Here is a 20,426-nt window from a genome sequence, read left to right on the forward strand (position 1 = left end):
AGGTGGAAGGTTCACTCTCCGCGATCCGCTCTGTCGTTCGGCGATGCGTCCATACGGGCTTATGGATTCTAATTCAAGGCTTTTGCAAAGCAAAGGCCACTTCCCCACAGCGGTGCAGCTTTCGCCGGGCAAAGAAAAAGGCCGGCGGGAGGAGGTGCCGGCCTTTTCCTGTTACGAGCCAGCGGGAGGAGGTGCTGGCTGGTCACCCCGGAGGTGGAGGGAGGAGGTTCCACCCGCCGGGTATTCGCTCGACCGTCACTATCTCACATCTATTTGTCCGACAAAATGCGACCTTTTGTTGCATCCGCGGACGATGCGCAATTATTAGGCGGCCTTGATTTCCTTGATCGCCTTCTCGAAAGCGGTCTTGATCGGCTTCGAGACATCCTCGGCCGCCTTGGAGGCGACAGCCTGGAAGTCCTTGGCCTGCTCGACGGTCAGTTCGACGCGCTTGCGCAGGAAGGCGGTCTGCAACTCGACGACTTCCGACAGCGACTTGGCGCCGATCAGGGCTTCGAGATGCGAGAAGCCGGCCTCGGCATTGGCGCGCAGCGCGGCAATGGTCTTGAGCGACAGGTCGCTGGAAACAGTCTTGGCGGTCTCGTAGGTCGACTCCAGAGCCTTCTGGGTCTCCTCGGCACCGGTCTTGAGCTTGGCGTAGGCCTCTTTCGACTGCTCAACGCCCTTTTCGGCGAAAGCGCGCATCTGGTCGGTGGCCTTGGAAGCGTCGAAGCTCGGGAATTCAACGCTTTCGATCGTCTCGGCAGTCTTGGTCCTGGACATTTTCCATCCTTTTCAGCGGCAGCGGCTTTGACAGAAAGCCGTCTCGTTCATGTATGATGGCAATATAAAGGCAAATTTTGTGCATTGCAATATCCTTGTTGCAGTGCACAAAAAAATGTTTTTGGCCGTTAACCAAACAGCCAGAATTCAGCCTTTGCACGTTCTGGCTTGTGGACCTTCGTGGCTGCGGCTTTTATTAACAAAGCGTTAACTGCAAATCGCCGCTCCGTAAGGGTCCGCCAAGCGCATGCCGTCCGAATATTCCTTCCTCGACGTCGCCGTGCTCGACGCGGTCCGCCAGCGGTTTGCCGCCGGCGACGCGATCGCGATCCTGTCGGTGGACCTCGAGCAGGTCATCTGGGCCAATGGGCCGGGCGCCGCCATGTTCGGCTATCCCGATATCGAGGCGATCATCGGCGCCTCGGCGCGGCTGCCGCTGGTCGCGCGCCGCCAGATCATGGCGACCAGCGGTTTCCCGCAGATCGGCGGCGATCGCTCGATCACGGTGCGCCTGGCGACCGGCATGACCAGCCGCGCCGTCGGCTTTCTTGCCAGTGCCCTGACGCTGCCCGATGGCGAGCATGCCATCATGCTGGCCGTGCCGGCGGCGCAGACCGGCTCGCGCAGTGCCGCCGAGATCGCCAACCGGGCGATCAGCGGCCTTACCGAGGACGGCCATTTCATTGCCTTTATCGATGCCAAGGGCAATGTCGAGGCCGCCTCGCAGGGATTTTCGGCACTCGGCATCCAGCCCGCGACACTGGCGGCCCTGGTGGCCGACGTCGCGGCCGAGGGCGAGCGCATCGTCAAGCGCCTCGTTCCGGGCGGCAGAACCTCCTACCCGGCGGGCCTCGCCCGGCTGACGCCGGAGCGGCATCTGCTGGTGGTGATCGACGAGGATCAACTCGAGGACAGCGCATCTGGCGCTTCGGCGGACGGCTTGTCCGCGGCAACGGAACGCCCTGCCAAGGAGATTGACCGCACAACGGAGGCGGCGGAAACCGCCACGGTCGAATCCGGGTCTCGGCAGAACAATCAGCCGACGGCCGATGTTTCGCGGACGGAGGCGACCAAACAGCCCGCTGCCGCTGCCGAGACCGAACAGGCGCCCGCCCCTTCCGGGCCCGTGGCTGACGATAGGCCGGAACAGGCAACGCGGGAGATCGAGGAACCGACAGGCCCGACACCGGTCGCCGCCGACAATGATCAGCCGGCGGCGGGCACGCCGGCACAGCACGATCATTGGTATTTCCATGCTGGGGAAGACGACGCGTCAACCGCGCCGGAACCGAAAGGCGGGACCGAAGCGGTTGGCCCCGAAACTTCAGCGGACAGCGTGAAGCAGGCCATCTCGCCTACGGCCCCGGCCGCAACCGTGGCCACCCGCAGGATAGACCGCTCGGCGGCACCGTTGCGTTTTGTCTGGCGTACCGACGCCGAGGGCAAGTTCAGCGCGCTGTCGCCGGAATTCGCCGATATCGTCGGCCATCCGGCAGCCGACGTGATCGGTCGACGCTTCAGGGATGTCGCGGCGGCCTTCGGTCTTGATGCGTCCGGCGAGATCGCCGGCCTGCTGGAGCGGCGCGACACTTGGTCCGGCCGCTCGGTGCTGTGGCCGGTCGTCGGCACCGACCTGAAGATACCCGTCGACCTGGCGGCATTGCCCGTCTATGGCCGCAGCCGCGCCTTCGAAGGTTTTCGCGGCTTCGGCGTCGCGCGAACCGGGGATGCGGTCGTCGATCCGGAAGCGATCGGCATGGCACTGGTGCCCAATGGCGCAATGCCGGCGGGACCGAAACCCGAGGCCGTGAAGACGGCGCCTGAACAACCCGAGGCCGAGGGGCCGAAGGTATCGGACCCGTTCAAGGGCGAAGTGCCGGCGCTGACCATCGTACCGAAACCGGAGCGGCGCTTTGCCGACAAGGTCATCCGGCTGGCCGAACACCGGCAACCGGCCAATGACAAGGGACTGTCGACGCTGGAACGCAGCGCGTTCCGCGAGATCGGCGAGCGGCTGAAGAAAGAAAGTTCGCCGGAGGCTGAACCGGCCGAGCCGGCAAGGCAGGCGGACCCAGATGCCGGGACAGGCCCTTTGTCGGAGCCGCACCACGCGACCAAGCCCGCGACCGATGCGACGCCGCCGGCGGACATCGCCACCCCAGATACCAAACCAGCAGACTCGAGCCAGGAACCGGCGACCGGCCAGGCGCATGGTATGCCAACGCCTGATGCGCAAGACGCACCGGACGCGGGCGAACCCTCCCTGAGCGATGCCGAGGATCAAAGGGATCTTGCGCGGCTCGACGGTGCGCAAGCGGACCAGGTCGAACAACAGGCGCCGAGCTCCGAATCCTCGCCGCCGGCGGCCTCGGGCTCCCTGCTCGACTACGCCGATAAAGAGGACAAGCCTGCTGATGTCGCCGACGGCAGCGACGAGGCCACAGCGCCCGAGGCACAAGAGATAATCGCGACGAAAGCGATGGCCGAGGATCGCGAGGCGCCAGCGCAGGCAGGATCCGCCAAGTCACCGCCAGCTGATGACGACGACATGACGGCGGACGATTTACGCGACGCCGAAGACAATGAGGATTGGACCGACGAGGACGCGACTGCATCCGGCGAGGAACCGATTGCTGCCCCCGGCCGAAGCGGCGGCCCGGATGATGCGGCCGGGACATTTGCCGAGCGGCCACGCCTGCAAGTGCCACCACTCAAAACCGAAGGATTCATGCCGTCGGCCTTTTCCGTCGGTAGCGAAAACAAGACGCCGGATACATCGCTGCTCGGCAAGCTGCCCGTGCCGCTGATCATCCATTCGGGCGACCAGTTGCACTATGCCAACGACGAATTCCTCGACCTGACCGGATACGAGACGCTGGAGGACCTGGAGGAAGCGGGTGGCCTCGGCGCTTTGTTTGCCGATCCTTATGCCGATGACGGCGCTTTCGACGGCAGCGACCGGGCTCTGCGGCTGAAGACGCGCGACGGACAGGAATTTCCTATCGACGCCATCCTGCGCTCCGTGCCCTGGCGCGACGGCAGGGCGCTGATGCTGGTCGTTCGCCGTTCCGGCGAGGATGATGCCCCCGCGGCGGCGCACGCGATTGGCGAGGGGCCAACGCAGCCCGACATTTCCGAGCTCAAGGCACGCATCGCCGAGATGCGTACCATCATCGACACCGCCACCGACGGGGTCGTGCTGATCGGCAGCGACGGCACCATCCGTTCGATCAGCCGCCCAGCCGAGGCGCTGTTCGGTTTCGACAGCGACGAGGTGACCGGCAAGCCTTTCGCCTCGCTGTTTGCCATCGAGAGCCAACGCGCGGCGCGCGACTATCTCACCGGCCTGTCGGAGCCTGGCGTGGCGAGCGTGTTGAATGACGGCCGCGAGGTGATCGGCCGCGAAGCACAGGGGCGCTTCATCCCCCTGTTCATGACCATCGGCCGGCTGCCCAACGACAGCGGCTTCTGCGCCGTGGTACGCGACATCACACAGTGGAAGCGGGCCGAGGAGGATCTCACCCAGGCGCGTGCGGTGGCCGAACGCGCTTCCTCGCAGAAAACCGATTTCCTCGCCCGCATCAGCCACGAGATCCGCACGCCGCTCAATGCCATTATCGGCTTTTCCGAGCTGATGGTCGACGAGAAGTTCGGGCCGGTCGCCAATGACCGCTACCGCGACTACCTGCGCGACATCAACCGCTCGGGCAACCACGTGCTCGACCTAGTCAACGATCTCCTGGACATCTCGAAGATCGAGGCCGGCCAGCAGGAAATGGCTTATGAGGCGGTGTCGCTCAACGATACGCTGGCCGAAACCGTGGCGATGATGCAGCCACAGGCCAACCGCGAACGCGTCATCATCCGCTCCAGCTTCGCCTCGCTGCTGCCGGAAGTGGTGGCGGATTTGCGCAGCGTGCGCCAGATCGCGCTCAACATCCTGTCCAACGCCGTCCGCTACACCCAGGCCGGCGGCCAGGTGATCGTCTCGACCGCCTATGAGACCTCGGGTGACGTCGTCATGCGGGTGCGCGACACCGGCATCGGCATGAGCCAGGCCGAGATCGAGCAGGCGCTGAAGCCGTTCAAGCAGATCAACGCCCTGAAGCGCGGGCGCGGCGACGGCACCGGCCTTGGCCTGCCGCTGACCAAGGCGATGGTGGAAGCCAACCGCGCCCGGTTCACCATCAATTCGACGCCCGGCGAAGGCACGCTGGTCGAAGTCGCCTTCCCGTCGACCCGGGTGCTCGCCGAGTAAGGTGAGCCTCCGCGGCAGCGGTTCTGCCGCAAGCTTTGCAGTTTCCGCGCGGTGATATTGGCTGCCCGCCGAATCCGGGACCGTCGGGAAAATCGTTCGGCCGCCGGAACAAAGCCTGCAGGCGCTTGTTAGGCACACAGCACGATGTGTGCCTAACAAGGATCTATTCATGAAAAATCGGCTGTTACTGGCCGCGCTCGGCGCGGCCACGGCAATCACCTTTGCCATGCCTGCCCTGGCCGCGGACAAGGCGCAGGACTTCATCGACAAGGCGGCGTCCGGCGGGATGTTCGAGGTGGAATCGAGCAAGATCGCCGAAGGGAAGGCGCAGGATCAAAGCGTCAAGGACTTCGCCCAGAAGATGATCGCTGATCATGGCGCGGCCAATGCTAAACTCGAGACGATCGCCGGCGAGCAGAAGCTGCAGGTGCCGTCGGCAACGGACGCCAAGCACAAGAGCGATATTGACGCTCTGCAAAGCGCGAAGGATCCGGTCGACAAATCTTACGTGCAGATGCAGCGCGATGCCCATGCCGATGCGGTGAAGCTGTTCGACGGCTACGCCAAGGACGGCGACAACGCGCAGTTGAAGACGTTTGCGCAGCAGACCTTGCCGACGCTCAAGATGCATCAGGACATGATCGAGAAGATCGCTTCCACGATGGATGACAAGTCTTCCGCGACGGGTTCGACGACCCCTGCCGTCACCACGACCGACACGGCAGATCCGTCCGCCCCGGTGCCGGGCGCCAACAGCTTCACCGAAGATCAGGCCAAGAGCCGCATCCAGGATGCCGGCTTCTCGGATGTGTCCGCGTTGAACAAGGACGAACAGGGCATCTGGCGCGGACAGGCGACCAAGGACGGCAAGAAGACGGCCGTCGCGCTCGACTACCAGGGCAACGTCGTTGCCGGCACCAACTGAACAGCAAATCTGGAGATCTTGACCATGAAAACCGTGACCGGACTTTTCGACAATTATGATGACGCTTCCGATGCTGTCGGCGAGCTGGAGGCAAGCGGAGTGCCGCACGCCGATATCAGCATCGTCGCCAACAATTCGACCGAATGGTACGACGGGGATGACGACCGCTCCAATGCCGCCGAGGATGCCGCCAGCGGCGCGGGTGTGGGTGCCGTCATCGGCGGTGCGGGTGGCTTGCTGGCCGGGCTCGGCATCGTGGCCATTCCCGGCGTCGGCCCGGTGGTGGCCGCCGGCTGGCTGGCCGCCACTGCTGTCGGCGCCGTTGGAGGCGCTGTCGTCGGCGGAGCTGCCGGCGGAATCGTCGGGGCACTGACGGAGTCCGGAGTCCCAGAAAGGGATGCCCATGTTTATGCGGAAGGTGTGCGCCGTGGCGGCACGCTGGTGACAGCCAAGGTCGATGATCAGTTGGCTGGCCAAGCCGAGCGGATTCTCGGACAAGCCAATTCGGTCAATCTGGAAGACCGCCGCAGCGCATACGAGGCCGACGGCTGGACGGGTTTCGACAGCAACGCCAAGGCCTTCACACCCGATGAGATCGAAAGCGATCGCGGGCGCTACGCCAATCGCCCTTGATCCCCTCGCCCGCCGCCAAAGGCGGCGGGGGAAAGTCTGCCGCGCGCAAGCCCGCATCGAAGCTCGAAGGAACACGCTAAATGGCCAAGGCACCACGCCGCAACGGCAACACCGCCGCTATTCACGATCAGACCTTGACGAGAGGTGATGGCGGTGAATTGCACCAGCGCGCCGAAAGCGACGGCGCGGTATTGACCACGGCCCAGGGCGGACCGGTCTCGGACGATCAGAACTCGCTGAAGATCGGACCGCGAGGACCGACGGTCCTCGAGGATTTCCACTTTCGCGAAAAGATTTTCCACTTCGACCATGAACGCATACCCGAGCGGGTCGTGCACGCGCGCGGCTACGGAGCGCATGGCTATTTCGAGACCTATGACTCGCTCGCCAAATACACCCGGGCCGACATTTTCCAGCGCGCCCGCGAGAAGACGCCAGCCTTCGTCCGGTTCTCGACGGTTGCCGGGTCGAAGGGCTCATTCGATCTGGCGCGCGACGTCCGCGGCTTCGCGGTGAAGCTTTATACGAAGGAAGGAAACTGGGACATTGTCGGCAACAATATACCGGTTTTCTTCATCCAGGACGCGATCAAGTTTCCGGACATGGTGCATGCCGTCAAGGAAGAGCCCGACCGGGCGTTTCCACAGGCCCAGTCCGCACACGACAATTTCTGGGATTTCATCTCGCTGACGCCAGAGTCCATGCATATGATCATGTGGGTCATGTCGGACCGCGCGATCCCGCGTTCCTTCCGCTTCATGGAAGGGTTTGGGGTGCACACGTTCCGGTTTTTGAACGCCAAGGACGAATCGACATTCGTCAAATTTCACTGGAAGCCGAAATTCGGCCTGCAGTCGGTGGCCTGGAACGAGGCGGTGAAAATCAACGGTGCCGACCCGGACTTCCATCGCCGCGACCTCTGGCAGGCCATCCAATCCGGCAATTTCCCGGAATGGGAACTCAGGGTTCAGCTCTTCGACCAGGATTTCGCCGACAGCTTCGATTTCGATGTCCTGGATGCGACCAAGTTAATTCCGGAAGAGGTGCTCGAGCCGATCCCGGTCGGCCGCCTGGTGCTCGACCGCATGCCCGACAATTTCTTCGCCGAAACCGAGCAGGTGGCGTTCATGACGCAGAACGTCCCGCCTGGGGTCGACTTTTCCAACGATCCTTTGCTGCAGGGCCGGAACTTCTCGTATCTCGACACGCAGTTGAAGCGCCTGGGCGGCCCGAACTTCACGCACATCCCCATCAACGCGCCGAAGTGCCCGTTCAACCACTTCCAGCAGGATGGGCATATGGCCATGCGCAATCCTGTGGGCAGGACAAACTACCAGCCAAATTCATTCGATGAAGGCCCGAGGGAATCGCCTCAGCGCGGCTTTCGTTCCTTCGCCGACGCCGAAGCCGGACAAAAACTACGCCTGCGCGCCGAGAGTTTCGCGGACCATTACAGCCAGGCGCGGCAGTTCTTCAACAGCCAGACCCCGCCCGAGCAGCGGCACATAGCGATGGCTCTGACCTTCGAGCTGAGCAAGGTCGAGACACCGGTCATACGCGAGCGAATGGTCGCCCATCTCATGAATATCGACGAAGGACTTGCCGTAACCGTTGCCGACAGGCTGGGCATCAAGGAATTGCCCAGACCGGCGGACGCCGCAATCGTGCCGAGGAACGATCTCGCACCGTCGCCGGCGCTCAGCATCATCCAGAACGGACCGGAAAGTTTCGCGGGCCGCAAGGTCGGCGTGCTTGTCAGCGCGGGCGCGGATGCCGCGCTTCTGAAGCGGCTGCAATCGGCGGTCGAGAAGGAGGGAGCCACCATGGAAGTGGTCGCCCCCAAGGTCGGTGGCGTCGAGGCCAGCGATGGAAGCTGGATCGAGGCCCGGCATATGATCGACGGCGGTCCCTCCGTCCTGTTCGACGCCGTCGCCCTCGTCCTGTCGGACGAGGGGGCGCAACGGCTGACCGGCGAGGCAGCGGCGCGCGACTTCGTCGCCGACGCATTCGCCCACTGCAAGTTCATCGCCTTCACGGCCGCTTCTGTGCCGCTGCTGCAGAAAGCGGGCGTCGACCCGAAGGCCGATGAGGGCATGATTGACCTGACCGACCCCAAAGCTGTTGCCGGCTTTGTGGAATCATGCCGCAAACTCCGTCTCTGGGGGCGGGAAATGGCTGTAAAACTGTGATCAGCCTGCGCCCTTCTGCGAGCCGAGTGCACCGACGAAGCCTTGGGAAGAGACTGCTCCGGTAAAAGAAAAGGCGCCCAAAGGACGCCTTAAGAGATGGGATTGCTGTCACAACGGGGGCTTGAGCTGAATTCAGCTCCTCGGGGGCTGAGGAACGGGATTTCTCCCTCAAGTTACATGCGACTATCGACGCCGGCCCTTAACAAGTCCTTACCGGGTCGCCAAAAAATTTACGAATGTGTACCACTCGTGAAATCTAGGTAAATTCGCGCGACATATTTCGTTAACCATGCCGGTTGCGGTCACTGCGCAAGTTGCGGCAGGTTCCTGAATAGCTCCAGCGCTTCCGGGTTGGCGAGCGCTTCCTTGTTCTTGATGGCGCGGCCGTGCACGACATCGCGCACCGCAAGCTCGGTGATCTTGCCCGACTTGGTGCGGGGGATGTCCGACACGGCGACGATCCGGGCCGGAACATGGCGCGGGCTGGCGCCGGTGCGGATCTTGGCGCGGATGCGTTTTTCCAGATCCTCGTCGAATTGGACACCAGCGGCCAGCCGCACGAACAGCACGACGCGCACGTCATTGTCGAAATCCTGGCCGATGCACAGCGCCTCCAGGATTTCGGGCATCTGCTCGACCTGGTTGTAGATTTCCGCCGTGCCGATGCGCACGCCACCTGGATTGAGCGTCGCGTCCGAGCGGCCGTGGATGACCATGCCGCCATGACCGGTCCATTCGGCGAAATCGCCATGGCACCAGACATTGTCGAAACGCTCGAAATAGGCGGCTTGGTATTTCTTGCCGTCGGGATCGTTCCAGAAGCCGATCGGCATGGACGGGAAAGCCTTGGTGCAAACCAGTTCGCCCTTCGCCTGCCTGACCGGCTTGCCGTCATCATCCCAGACGTCGACGGCGAGGCCGAGGCCCGGCCCCTGGATCTCTCCTGTCCAGACCGGCTCGATCGGCACGCCGAGCACGAAGCACGAGACGATATCGGTGCCACCGGACACCGAGGCCAGGTGCACATCCTTCTTGATGCCGTCATAGACGAAGCGGAAATCCTCGGGCGAAAGCGGCGATCCGGTGGAGGAGATGGCGCGCACCGTCGACAGATCATGGCTGCGGATCGGCTTGAGACCGGCCTTGCGCACCGAATCGATGAACTTGGCCGAAGTGCCGAAGAAGGTCATCTTCTCGGCATCGGCGAGGTCGAACAGCACATTACCGTCGGGATAGAAGGGTGAACCGTCGTAGAGCAGCAGCGTGGCGCCGGAGGCAAGACCCGATACCAGCCAGTTCCACATCATCCAGCCGCAGGTGGTGAAGTAGAAGAAGCGGTCGCCATCACCGAGGCCGGCATGCAGCCGGTGTTCCTTGGCATGCTGGATCAGCGTGCCGCCGGCCGAATGGACGATGCATTTGGGAATGCCGGTGGTGCCGGACGAAAACAGGATGTAGAGCGGATGCGAAAACGGCAGCCGCTCGAAGGTGACTGGTTTGACGGCGAAGGGCGACAGCGCCTCTTCCATCGCCACGGCCTTGTCGATGGTATCGGCAACATCCGCGGATGTGCCGAGATAGTCGACGAGCAGAACCTTGCGGACGCTGCCGAGCCTGGCCGCGACCGCCTTGACCTTGTCGGCGACCTCGATCGCCTTGCCATTGTACCAATAGCCGTCCGGCGCGATGAAGACGACAGGCTCGATCTGGCCGAACCGGTCGAGCACACCCTGCTCGCCGAAATCAGGAGAACAGGATGACCACACCGCCCCGATCGAGGCCGCGGCCAGCATGGCGGCGACGGCTTCGGGCATGTTGGGCATCATTGCCGCGATACGGTCACCCTTCTTCACCTTAAGCGACAGGAAAAGCTGCTGCAGGCGCGAAACCAGGCCATGCAATTCGTTCCACGACAGCCGCCTCTCGACCTTGTCCTCGCCGCGAAAGACGATTGCTTCGCCGGCACCGGTCTTCTTCAGAAGGTTTTCGGCGAAATTCAGCGACGCGTCCGGGAAGAACGAAGCGCCGGGCATCTTGCCGCCATCAAGTAGCAGTCGCTCGCCCTTGTCGCCTTCAAGTCCGCAGAAATCCCAGACGAGATCCCAGAACGCCTCCCGGTTCTCGACCGACCAGCGATGAAGATCGGTATAGGACGAGAACGGACTGCCGGTAGTCGTTGCCGCGGCCTTCATGAAGGCGGTCAAGGGGGAGGCATCAATCTGGTCTTGCGTCGGGGTCCAGAGCGGTACTTCGCCAGCCATGATCGATCCTCCCACGGTCGCCATCGCTTATGCATATCGCAGCGCAGCAGAGCAAGATTTTGTTGGGCCGATGCGCCCAGGTGTGCGCAAATGCCATCGCTGGGCCATAAAGACTTGAAATGCGTCAGCCCTAAGTCGTAGTGACGACAGGGTTACACCCGTCGGACGATCGGTTTTTATCGGAATGGAAGCATACGGGGCTATATGCCATCATCCTTGATCCGCCGCGGAGTGTGGGCGATCGGCGTTGCCGCCATCGTCATCGCGCTGGTGGTCGCGGCCCTGCCGCTGATCGCCTCGACGCGGATCGTGCGTGACCGCATCGCGTGGGAGTTAAGCGCCTGGAGCGGCTTTCGAGTTGCCATCGAAGGGTCGCCGCGCATCGAGGTCTGGCCGAAATTCCGCGCGATCCTGACCGATGTGACACTGTCGAAGTGGACCGACGGCGATGCCCCGCCGGTCGTCGAAGCCGAAAGGGTCGAGGTTGACCTCTCGGCCATGGCGGCATTGCAGGGCGATGTGGCGTTTTCCACGGCACGGCTGGTGCGGCCGACAATCCGGGTGCAGCGCACGGCGGATGGCCTGTTCCTGCCCACGGCGCCGACGGGCGGGCGCATCGCGCGCTCCATCGACGCGGCTCGCGGCGTGGTCAATGCCGACCCCGCCAAGCCCGATCTCGACAAGCTGCCAGCCGACACTTTCGGCACCGTCGAGTTCAGGGATGGCCGCATGGTGGCGTCCGTCAACGGCAAGGATGTGGAGATCCTGAGCAGTCTTAGCGGCCAGGCCACCTGGGCGGCGATGAACAGCAATGCGACACTGTCCGCGACCGGGATCTGGCGCGGCGAAAGCGTGACGGTGGATGCCGCCTCGCCGAGACCGCTGGTGCTGTTTGCCGGGGGCACGGCGCCGCTCACCCTGTCCTTCAAGGCAGCGCCCGCCACCTTCTCCTTCGACGGCACCGCCAGCATGTCCGAAAACGCCTATTTCGACGGCCAGGTGAAATTCGCGGCCCCATCGCTGCGCCGCGTACTGGAATGGTCGCAGGCCGGCATCGCGCCGAGCGCGGCAATCGGCTCGGTCAGCATTTCGAGCAAGGTCACGGCGTCGGCCGGCCGCATCAAATTCGAGAACACGGCGCTGGCGCTGGACAATAACCCGGGCATGGGCGCGCTGGACGTGTCGCTCGGCGAGACGCAGCCGGTGATTTCGGGCACGCTTGCCTTCGACACGCTCGACCTCAGGTCGTTCCTGTCCGCCTTCACGCCACTGGGACCGGCGACCAGCGCCGAGCCGGGCCAGGTCGACACGAGTTTCGCCGACCGGGTCAACCTCGATCTCAGGTTGTCGGCGGCCCATGCCACGGCGGGAAGCATCCAGCTTGCCGATGTCGCGGCCACCGCCCAGGTCAAGGACGGTCTTTCCGTCTTCGATATCTCCGACGCCTCGGCTTTTGGCGGCAACGTCCAGACCAGCCTTCGCTTCGACCGCAAACCCGAAGGCACCCAGGTCGAGATCCGGCTACTGGCCTCCGACGTCGATGGCGGCGCGTTCGGTACCGCGGCCGGGATGACCCGGCTGGTGCCGGTTGGCACGGGCACCGTTTCGGTCATCCTCAAGGGACCGGGAAGGACCTGGGATTCGATCTTCGAAAACGCCGACGGCTCGGTCTCGGCGACCTTCGGCCCTGGCGCGCTCAGCAAGTTCAACCTGCCGGCGTTTCTCAAGCATACCGAACAAGGCGGCTTCTTCGCGCTCGACGACGTCTCGGACGGGACGCTGCCCATCGATGGCGCCGAAGTGAAGGCAACCATTTCGAGAGGTGTGGCGAGACTCGACAAGGCAGAGGCCAATTCGGCGAAATACAAGATCTGGCTTTCCGGCATCGCATCCTACGCAGGACGCGGACTGGCACTGTCGGGCGGTGTTATCCAGCCGGATCAGCCTGCAACGCAAAAAACTGGCCAGCAAGGCCCCAACCAGTCGTCGTTTTTCGTCGGCGGAACGTGGAGCACGCCGTTCATTTCACCCATCAGCCGTGGCGTTTCGGGCGAATAAGGCATTGCTCCTGAAGCGCCGCTCCTAGAGAGGTTCAGCGTTTGATAGAATCGCCGATCCGCTCTAACTTCTTGTTTCTATGCAATTCCCAAGGGGAAGCGCTACGCGCTTCTCCCGGGAAAACCGCTAGGCACTTTTCCTGGAATTGCTCTACCCGCGTTGCGCGGCCCGCTCGTCAAGCTGCCGCTGCACCTCGCGTCGCTTGTTGGCGACCGAAGCGATGATCACGCCAACCGTGACGATCGCGATCAGGATGGTGCAGGCGGCATTGATCTCCGGCGTCACGCCGAGACGGACCTGGCTGTAGATCTTCATCGGCAGCGTGGTGGCGCCAGGGCCCGAAGCAAAGCTGGCGATGACCAGGTCGTCCAGTGACAGCGTGAAGGCCAGCATCCAGCCGGACACGATCGCCGGCAGGATGACCGGCAGCGTGATCTGGAAGAAGGTCTTCACCGGCGGCGCGCCAAGATCCATGGCGGCTTCCTCCAGCGAACGATCGAAGCTGACAAGCCGCGACTGCACGACGACCGCGACAAAGCACATTGTGAAGGTGATATGCGCGAGGATCACGGTCGTCATGCCGCGATCCATGCCGATGGCGACAAACAGCAGGAGCAGCGACAGGCCGGTAATGACATCAGGCATGACCAATGGTGCGAAGATCATGCCCGAGAACAGGACCCTGCCCCGGAAGCGTGTGTAGCGGGTCAGCGCCAAGGCGCCCATGGTGCCGAGAACCGTGGCCACGGTCGCTGAAATCAGACCGACGCGGATGGTCACCCATGCGGCGTCCATAAGGCCCTGATTGTGGAACAGCGACACGTACCATTTGGTCGAGAAGCCGCCCCAGACGGTGACGAGCTTGGACTCGTTGAAGGAGAAGACGACGAGCAGCACGATCGGCAAATAGAGAAAGGCAAAACCAAGCGTGATCGAGGTGATGTTGAAGCGGCTCCAGGTGGTGTTCATTTGTCCTGCTCCTGCGCGCGGGCCTGGGCATGCTGGAACAACACGATCGGTACGATCAGCAGCAATAGCAGGATGACGGCAACGGCCGACGACACCGGCCAGTCACGATTGGCGAAGAACTCGTTCCACAGCGTCTTGCCGATCATCAGCGTCTGTGAGCCGCCGAGCAGGTCGGGGATGACGAACTCGCCGACGGCCGGGATGAACACCAGCAGGCAGCCGGCAATGACGCCCGGCAGCGACAGCGGGAAGGTGATCTTCCAGAAGGCAGCTGTCGGCGGGCAGCCGAGGTCCTTGGCTGCCTCGATCAAGGAATAGTCCATTTTTTCCAGCGACGAATAAAGCGGTAGCACCATGAACGGCAGGTAGGAATAAACGATGCCGATGAAGATTGCCGTATAGGTGTTGAGGATCACCAGCGGCTGGTCGATGATGCGCAGCGCCAGGAGCAGCTGGTTGAGCAGGCCCTCGGGCTTCAGGATCCCGATCCAGGCATAGACGCGGATCAGGAACGAGGTCCAGAACGGCAGGATGACCAGCATCAGCAATGTCGGGCGGATCGTGGCCGGAGCGCGCGCCATGCCATAGGCGATGGGATAGCCAACCAGCAAGGTCAACACCGTCGAGACGGCAGCGATGACGACGCTGGTGAGGTAGGCCCTGAAGTAGAGTGCGTCCTGCGTCAGCCAGGCATAGTTGTCGAAGTTGAGGTCGCGAAAGCCGGCGAAGAAGCCGGAAACGCCGTCGCTGAAATCGAGCACCGGCGTATAGGGCGGCATGGCGATAGCCGTCTGCGACAGCGAGATCTTGAAGACGATGATGAAGGGGACGAGAAAGAAGAACAACAGCCAGAGATAGGGAACGATGATGACGAGCCGGCTGACGAAGCCGGCACCCAGCCGTATCAGGAACGGCTCGGCGGCAGTCGATGGCGCGGCGGCATCGGCGACGGCGACATTGGACATGACCGCCCCCCTACCGCGCCAGCACGACGCCGGCGTCGGGCCGGAAGGACACCCAGGCACGGTCGTTCCAGGTCAGCGGGTCCTCGGTCACACGGGCCGCGTTCAGCGCGCTTGCCCGCACGATCTGCCCGTCGTCCAGCCTGACGTGATAGACCGTCATGTCGCCGAGATAGGCGATGTCGTAAACCTCGCCCTCCAGCGCGTTGACGGCATCGGCCGGCTTCTTCGACGAGACCCTGATCTTCTCCGGCCTGATGGCGAAGACGATATTGGCATCGGCCTTTGCATTCGCGCCACCATTCTCGACGACGATCTGGGCCCCGCTTGGACCTGTGATGCGCGTCGTGTTGGCCGACTGTTCGGCAACCTTGCCCTCGAACATGTTCACGTTGCCGACGAAATGGGCGACGAAGCGCGACGTCGGGGCTTCGTAGACTTCCGGCGGCGTCGCCACCTGCATCACCTCGCCCTTGTCCATGATGGCGATGCGGTCGGCCATCGTCATCGCCTCTTCCTGGTCATGGGTGACGACGACGAAGGTGAGACCAAGCTCCTGCTGCAGATCCATCAGTTCGAACTGGGTTTCCTCGCGCAGTTTCTTGTCGAGCGCGCCGAGCGGCTCGTCGAGCAGCAGCACCTTAGGTCGCTTGGCGACCGAGCGAGCAAGCGCGACGCGCTGGCGCTGGCCGCCGGAGAGCTGATGGGGCTTGCGCTTGGCGAACCGCTCGAGCTTGACCAGCTTCAGCATGTCGGCGACGCGCTTTTCGATATCGGGCTTGGCCATGCCTTCCTGCTTGAGGCCGAAGGCGATATTCTTCTCTACCGTCATATGCGGGAACAGGGCATAGGACTGGAACATCATGTTGACCGGCCGGCGATAAGGCGGAATGCCGCGCAGATCCTGGCCATCGAGCAGGATGCGGCCGGCCGTCGGTTCCTCGAAGCCGGCAAGCATCCTGAGCAGCGTCGACTTTCCGCAACCCGAGGCGCCAAGCAGGGCGAAGAACTCGCGCTCGAAAATGGTCAGCGACAGATTGTTGACGGCGGTGAAGTCACCGAACTTCTTGGTGACGTTGTCAAACTGGATATATGGCTTGGCGTTCGGGTCGTTCCATGGCGCGAAGTCCCTGCGGATGCTGCCAAGCGATTTCATATCCCACTCCGTGTTTTTATATTCCCCAAAAACAGAAAACGACCCCGGCAGTTGGCTGCCGGGGTCGCGTCGGATTGCCTACTGGCCGGTGACGATCTTGGTCCAGCTGCGCGTGACGATGCGTTGGGTCTTGGGATCGTAAGGCTGGATGGTATAGAGCTTCTGCAAGGTCGCGGCGTCCGGATAAACCGAAGGATCGTCGAGCAGCGCCTTGTCGACGAATTGCTGCGATGCCTTGTTGCCGTTGGCATAAAGGACATAGTTCGACGATTTGGCGATCACTTCCGGCGTCATCATGTAGTTGATGAATTCGAGCGCCTCGGCGACATGCGGCGCATCGGCGGGGATCGCCATCTGATCGAACCACATCTGGGCGCCTTCCTTCGGCACGGAATAGCCGATTTCCACGCCTTGCTTGGCCTCGACCGCGCGGTTGCGAGCCTGGAACACATCACCCGACCAGCCGACCGCCAGGCAAATGTCGCCATTGGCAAGCGCGTTGATGTATTCGGACGAGTGGAACTTCCTGATGTAGGGACGGATCTTGAGAAGAGCTTCCTCGGCCTTGGCGATATCGTCAGGCGAGGTGCTGTTGGGGTCCAGACCGAGATACTTCAGCGCCGCTGGTATGATGTCGGACGGAGAATCCAGCACATAGACACCGCAATCCTTCAACTTGGCCAGGCTGTCCGGATTGAAGAAGGTATCCCAGCTGTCGATCTTGTCGGTGCCGAGCGCTGCCTGCACTTTCTTGGTGTTGTAACCGATGCCGACCGTGCCCCACATGTAATTGACCGAGTATTCGTTGCCGGGGTCGTATTTGGCGGTGCGCTCCGTGACCGTATCCCACATGTTGGAGAGGTTCGGCAGCTTAGACTTGTCGAGCTTCTGGAACACGCCGGCCTGGATTTGGCGGGCGAGGAAACTGCCGCTCGGCACGACGACGTCGTAGCCGCTGCCGCCGGCGAGCAGCTTGGTTTCGAGGATTTCGTTGGAATCGAAGGTGTCGTAAACGACCTTGATGCCGGTCTTCTTGGTGAAATCATCGATGATCGAACTGTCGATATAGTCCGACCAGTTGAAGACGTTGACGACGCGGTCCGCGGCGTGACCGGCTGGCATCGAAAGCGCCAGAAATACCGAGGTTGCCGAAAGCCAGAGCGCTTTGCGGATCATGCTATTCTCCTTTGGTGAGTGTTCCATTGCCGGCGCGTCGCGACATGCTCGCGCGGCCGGGCATTTGCTTCAGACTATTGAGCTTTCCGGGGGCCGACAAGCGCCAACCGGCACGCCGCCCGCGGCCACCAGGTTGTTCGGGGCGGGAAGGAATTGCGGTGCCGTCAGAAGCTTTCGCCGCCGCGCGGACAGAGATACAAGAATGTGGTCCGGTCTCGATCGAGCCGCCGGGGAGACTTGGCAAGATACGCCTGTCTTGTTGTTGCCGTAGTCCCAGCCTGCCCGGGCGGCAGCGACATTGTCAATGGGCAAAGCTTCGGCGCCGGCATCAATTAGGCGAAGGCACTCCGGTGACCCCAGCCCGCTGCGGCCGCGCCTGGCGTTTGAATTCGAGCCCGATATGGACAAGCAGCGCCGTGACCACCACCGCGCCGCCTATGATGGTGCGCCCGGACGGCACCTCGGAATGGATGAGCCAGACCCATATCGGCCCCAGGATCGGCTCGAACGTGCCGAGCAGTGCCGCGATCGCCGCCGGGATCAGGCGCGCGCCGGTGGCGAAGAAAGCAAGGCCAAGGCCGAGATTGACCACACCAAAGACGAAGAGAAAGCCCATGTCGCCGGCCGATACCGTGAAGGTCGAGGCCTGCGAGGCAGCGAAGCCCGCGGCCAGGATCGTGCCGAGACAGGTCGCCGGCGTCATGCGCACGCTGGAGAAGCGCCGGGTGATGACGGTGGCGGTCGAGAACATGAATGCGATCAGCAGCGCCAGTCCGTCGCCTATGGGCGAGACGGAGCCGTCAAGAGATTCAGACACCATGATGGCGACGCCGGCGATGACGGCGGCAATCGCCATCCAGGTTGCGACGGTTACTCTTTCGCGAAACAGCGCCCAGGCAAACAGGGCCGCCAGGAGCGGCACGCCAGCCTGCATCAGGAGGATATTGGCGACTGTGGTATAGGCAAGCGCCACGACGAACGAGGTCGACGCAATGGCGAAGCAGAATCCCACCGCAATGCCCGGCAGGCCCATGTCCCGGAACGACTTCACCATGCCGCGCCAGCCGTCACGCCAGGCCATGAAGCAGAGCAGGAAGGCGGCAGCCCAGACTGAGCGCCAGAAGATAACCGTCCAGCTGTCGCCAACGCTGATGAAGCGGGCGATGGTGCCGCCGAAACTCCACATCAGCGCCGACAGGAAGACCAGCAGCATGCCGACGCGTTCCTCGCGCGGCGAGACTGTCGCGGTAGCAAGGCCGGGCGATGATGCTGTGTCTGTCATGGCGCGACTGTCGAGCTTTTGTGGACGGGACGATGCGCAAGGGGCGACAATAAACTGCTCTGTTCGCGTAACGCAAAGACTTGGGCCGCGGGTGATCCAGAGACCGGCGACGATTGTGGCACCTTTGCTGCAGCGTTACTGGAAATCGAACGCGCTCAGGCCGGTCACCATCTCGTCGAGGCCGAGCGGTCTGGTCACCGGCGGCTCTGCGCGCGCCAGGCAGCCGACACGCTCGCAAAGCCGGCAGGCCGGGCCGACTGGCGTCGCCGCGATGCCCGCCCCTACCTTTGCACCGACTGCCGTGCCGGGCAGGGCCGCACCATAGACCATGTCGTCGCGAAAGCCGATGTCGCAGCCGAGCAGCAGTGCCGTGCGGCGCGGGCGTTCGGAGAACGCTCCTTGCGGCCCCTCCAGGGTGCGGGCCATGCATAGGAACTCGGCGCCGTCGGGCATTTCCACCGCCTCGACGAAGATCTGGCCGGGCTGGGTGAAGGCGACATGCACGGGCAGCTTGGGACAGCCGCCGCCAAACCGGCTTTGCGGAAACCCCTGGCTGCCGGCCTTGCGAAAGCGGTTTCCGGCATTGTCGACCTCCAGCATGAAGAAGGGCACGCCAGAAGCCCCTGGCCGCTGCAGCATGGTCAGCCGGTTTGCCGCTTGCTCGAAGGAAACGCCAAAGCGCGAGCGCAGGACGTCGATGTCGTAACGTGAGCGAATAGCCGCCGCGTGAAAGGGCTGATAGGGCATCATCAGCGCATGGGCGGCATAGCGGCCGAGTTCGAAGCGGGCAAGGCGGCGCGCCTCGTCCGTGGCCAGTCTCAGCGCCTGAATCTCGCCGGCGACCGCGACCGTCATGCGGATCAGGCAGGCCTCCATCGCGACTTCACGCAACTGGTCGAAAGGCGACAGGCGCTCGGAAAGGAACAGGCGCTGCGAATGGCGGTCGTAGCGACGGCGCCAGTTCGGCATGGTGGCGACCGGCAGAACCTTGACCACGATGCCGTATTCGCGCTTCAGCCATGCCTTCAAGGCGCCAGACAGGTCGTCACCGGGATCAAGCACCGAGGTGAACGCCTCGGCCTCTTCCTCGAGTGAGGAAAAATGGTTCGGTCGCCGCTCGAAAATCTCGTGCACCTCGTCGATCGGCAGGCGGGCGCCGGAGAGCGCGGTCGCCCGCCCTTCGCGCGCCAGAAGCTCGTTGAGGTCGGACAGCCGCTCGGCCTGCTCGCGATAGGCGCGGAACAGTTTTATCACCGCGGCGGAGGCATTGGGCGCCGCCTCGGCAAGCTCGATCAGTTCCTGGTCTCCCGGCAGTTCGCCGACAAGCAACGGATCGGAGAACACCTCCTTCAGGGCAGCGACCGAGCCCCTCGCCTCGCCCTGCAGCTCATGCGGATCGACCTTGTAGACGGAGGCCAGCTTCAGGATCAGTTGCACCGTCAGCGGCCGCTGGTTGCGCTCGATCAGATTGAGGTAGGACGGCGAGATGCCGAGCCCCTCGGCCATCGCCGTCTGGGTCAGGCCTTTGGCGCTGCGGATGCGGCGAATACGCGGCCCGGCGAAAATCTTCTGATCAGCCATCGACTATCCTTGACAAGATTTACACGAGATCCGCCGCAATCCCAAAGCCGCTTTCCTTTACAGGATTGACAAATTTACAGTGCCTTCCTGTCAAACACAACACAGATTTTCTCTTATATCCGACCGGTTTTAATAATTTTTCTGGCTCATCTCGCGCCGAAATGTAAATTCAGTCACATAGAAGCGCCCCCAA

Annotated in this window: 13 protein-coding genes; 5 read left to right on the forward strand and 8 right to left on the reverse strand. The window is 62.9% G+C overall.

Annotation, left to right across the window (positions count from 1 at the left end; all coding sequences use genetic code 11):
• Positions 1-324 precede the first annotated feature (324 nt).
• Complete coding sequence (locus EN861_RS01025; protein ID WP_127870866.1) at positions 325-783, reverse strand: phasin; 459 nt, start codon at positions 781-783, stop codon at positions 325-327.
• Between the two features lie 247 nt (positions 784-1,030).
• Here EN861_RS01025 and EN861_RS01030 point away from each other — a divergent pair, with 247 nt between their 5' ends.
• From EN861_RS01030 to EN861_RS01045, 4 genes are all read left to right on the forward strand, one after another.
• Entirely contained in the window at positions 1,031-5,041 is a 4,011-nt protein-coding gene (locus EN861_RS01030) for a PAS domain S-box protein (protein WP_135861889.1), read from the forward strand.
• A 169-nt stretch (positions 5,042-5,210) separates the two neighbouring features.
• On the forward strand, positions 5,211-5,966 hold the full coding sequence (locus EN861_RS01035) for a DUF4142 domain-containing protein (RefSeq protein WP_135861891.1): 756 nt from the start codon (positions 5,211-5,213) through the stop codon (positions 5,964-5,966).
• Between the two features lie 24 nt (positions 5,967-5,990).
• On the forward strand, positions 5,991-6,599 hold the full coding sequence (locus EN861_RS01040; RefSeq protein WP_127870863.1) for a general stress protein: 609 nt from the start codon (positions 5,991-5,993) through the stop codon (positions 6,597-6,599).
• Between the two features lie 80 nt (positions 6,600-6,679).
• Complete coding sequence (locus EN861_RS01045) at positions 6,680-8,788, forward strand: catalase (RefSeq protein ID WP_127870862.1); 2,109 nt, start codon at positions 6,680-6,682, stop codon at positions 8,786-8,788.
• A gap of 302 nt (positions 8,789-9,090) precedes the next feature.
• On the opposite strand, the gene EN861_RS01050 is transcribed toward EN861_RS01045, so the two are convergent.
• Complete coding sequence (locus EN861_RS01050) at positions 9,091-11,049, reverse strand: acetoacetate--CoA ligase (protein WP_127870861.1); 1,959 nt, start codon at positions 11,047-11,049, stop codon at positions 9,091-9,093.
• Between the two features lie 204 nt (positions 11,050-11,253).
• Between EN861_RS01050 and EN861_RS01055 the strand changes: the two genes are divergently transcribed.
• Positions 11,254-13,107, forward strand: coding sequence for an AsmA family protein (locus EN861_RS01055; protein WP_127277036.1), 1,854 nt, complete (start codon positions 11,254-11,256; stop codon positions 13,105-13,107).
• Positions 13,108-13,257: 150 nt separating this feature from the next.
• Here the strand turns inward: EN861_RS01055 and EN861_RS01060 are convergent, their stop codons facing one another.
• From EN861_RS01060 to EN861_RS01085, 6 genes are all read right to left on the reverse strand, one after another.
• A complete protein-coding gene (locus EN861_RS01060) occupies positions 13,258-14,076 on the reverse strand; it encodes an ABC transporter permease subunit (RefSeq protein WP_127277034.1) in 819 nt (272 codons plus the stop codon).
• Positions 14,073-15,041 (reverse strand): ABC transporter permease subunit, encoded by a 969-nt coding sequence (locus EN861_RS01065; protein WP_127870860.1) that lies wholly within the window; start codon positions 15,039-15,041, stop codon positions 14,073-14,075. Before EN861_RS01065 ends, EN861_RS01060 begins: the two co-directional genes overlap by 4 nt.
• Positions 15,042-15,051: 10 nt before the next feature.
• Entirely contained in the window at positions 15,052-16,194 is a 1,143-nt protein-coding gene (locus EN861_RS01070; RefSeq protein ID WP_127277032.1) for an ABC transporter ATP-binding protein, read from the reverse strand.
• A 78-nt stretch (positions 16,195-16,272) separates the two neighbouring features.
• On the reverse strand, positions 16,273-17,370 hold the full coding sequence (locus EN861_RS01075; RefSeq protein ID WP_135861895.1) for a polyamine ABC transporter substrate-binding protein: 1,098 nt from the start codon (positions 17,368-17,370) through the stop codon (positions 16,273-16,275).
• Positions 17,371-17,698: 328 nt separating this feature from the next.
• Positions 17,699-18,652: a DMT family transporter gene (locus tag EN861_RS01080; protein WP_135861898.1), complete on the reverse strand. Its 954-nt coding sequence runs from the start codon at positions 18,650-18,652 to the stop codon at positions 17,699-17,701.
• Between the two features lie 135 nt (positions 18,653-18,787).
• The gene (locus EN861_RS01085) at positions 18,788-20,233 is read right to left on the reverse strand and encodes an XRE family transcriptional regulator (protein ID WP_127277026.1); all 1,446 of its coding nucleotides are present in this window, start codon (positions 20,231-20,233) and stop codon (positions 18,788-18,790) included.
• Positions 20,234-20,426 lie beyond the last annotated feature (193 nt).

Origin of the sequence: Mesorhizobium sp. M8A.F.Ca.ET.218.01.1.1 (genome assembly GCF_004791165.1) — a bacterium.
Taxonomy (GTDB): Bacteria; Pseudomonadota; Alphaproteobacteria; order Rhizobiales; family Rhizobiaceae; genus Mesorhizobium.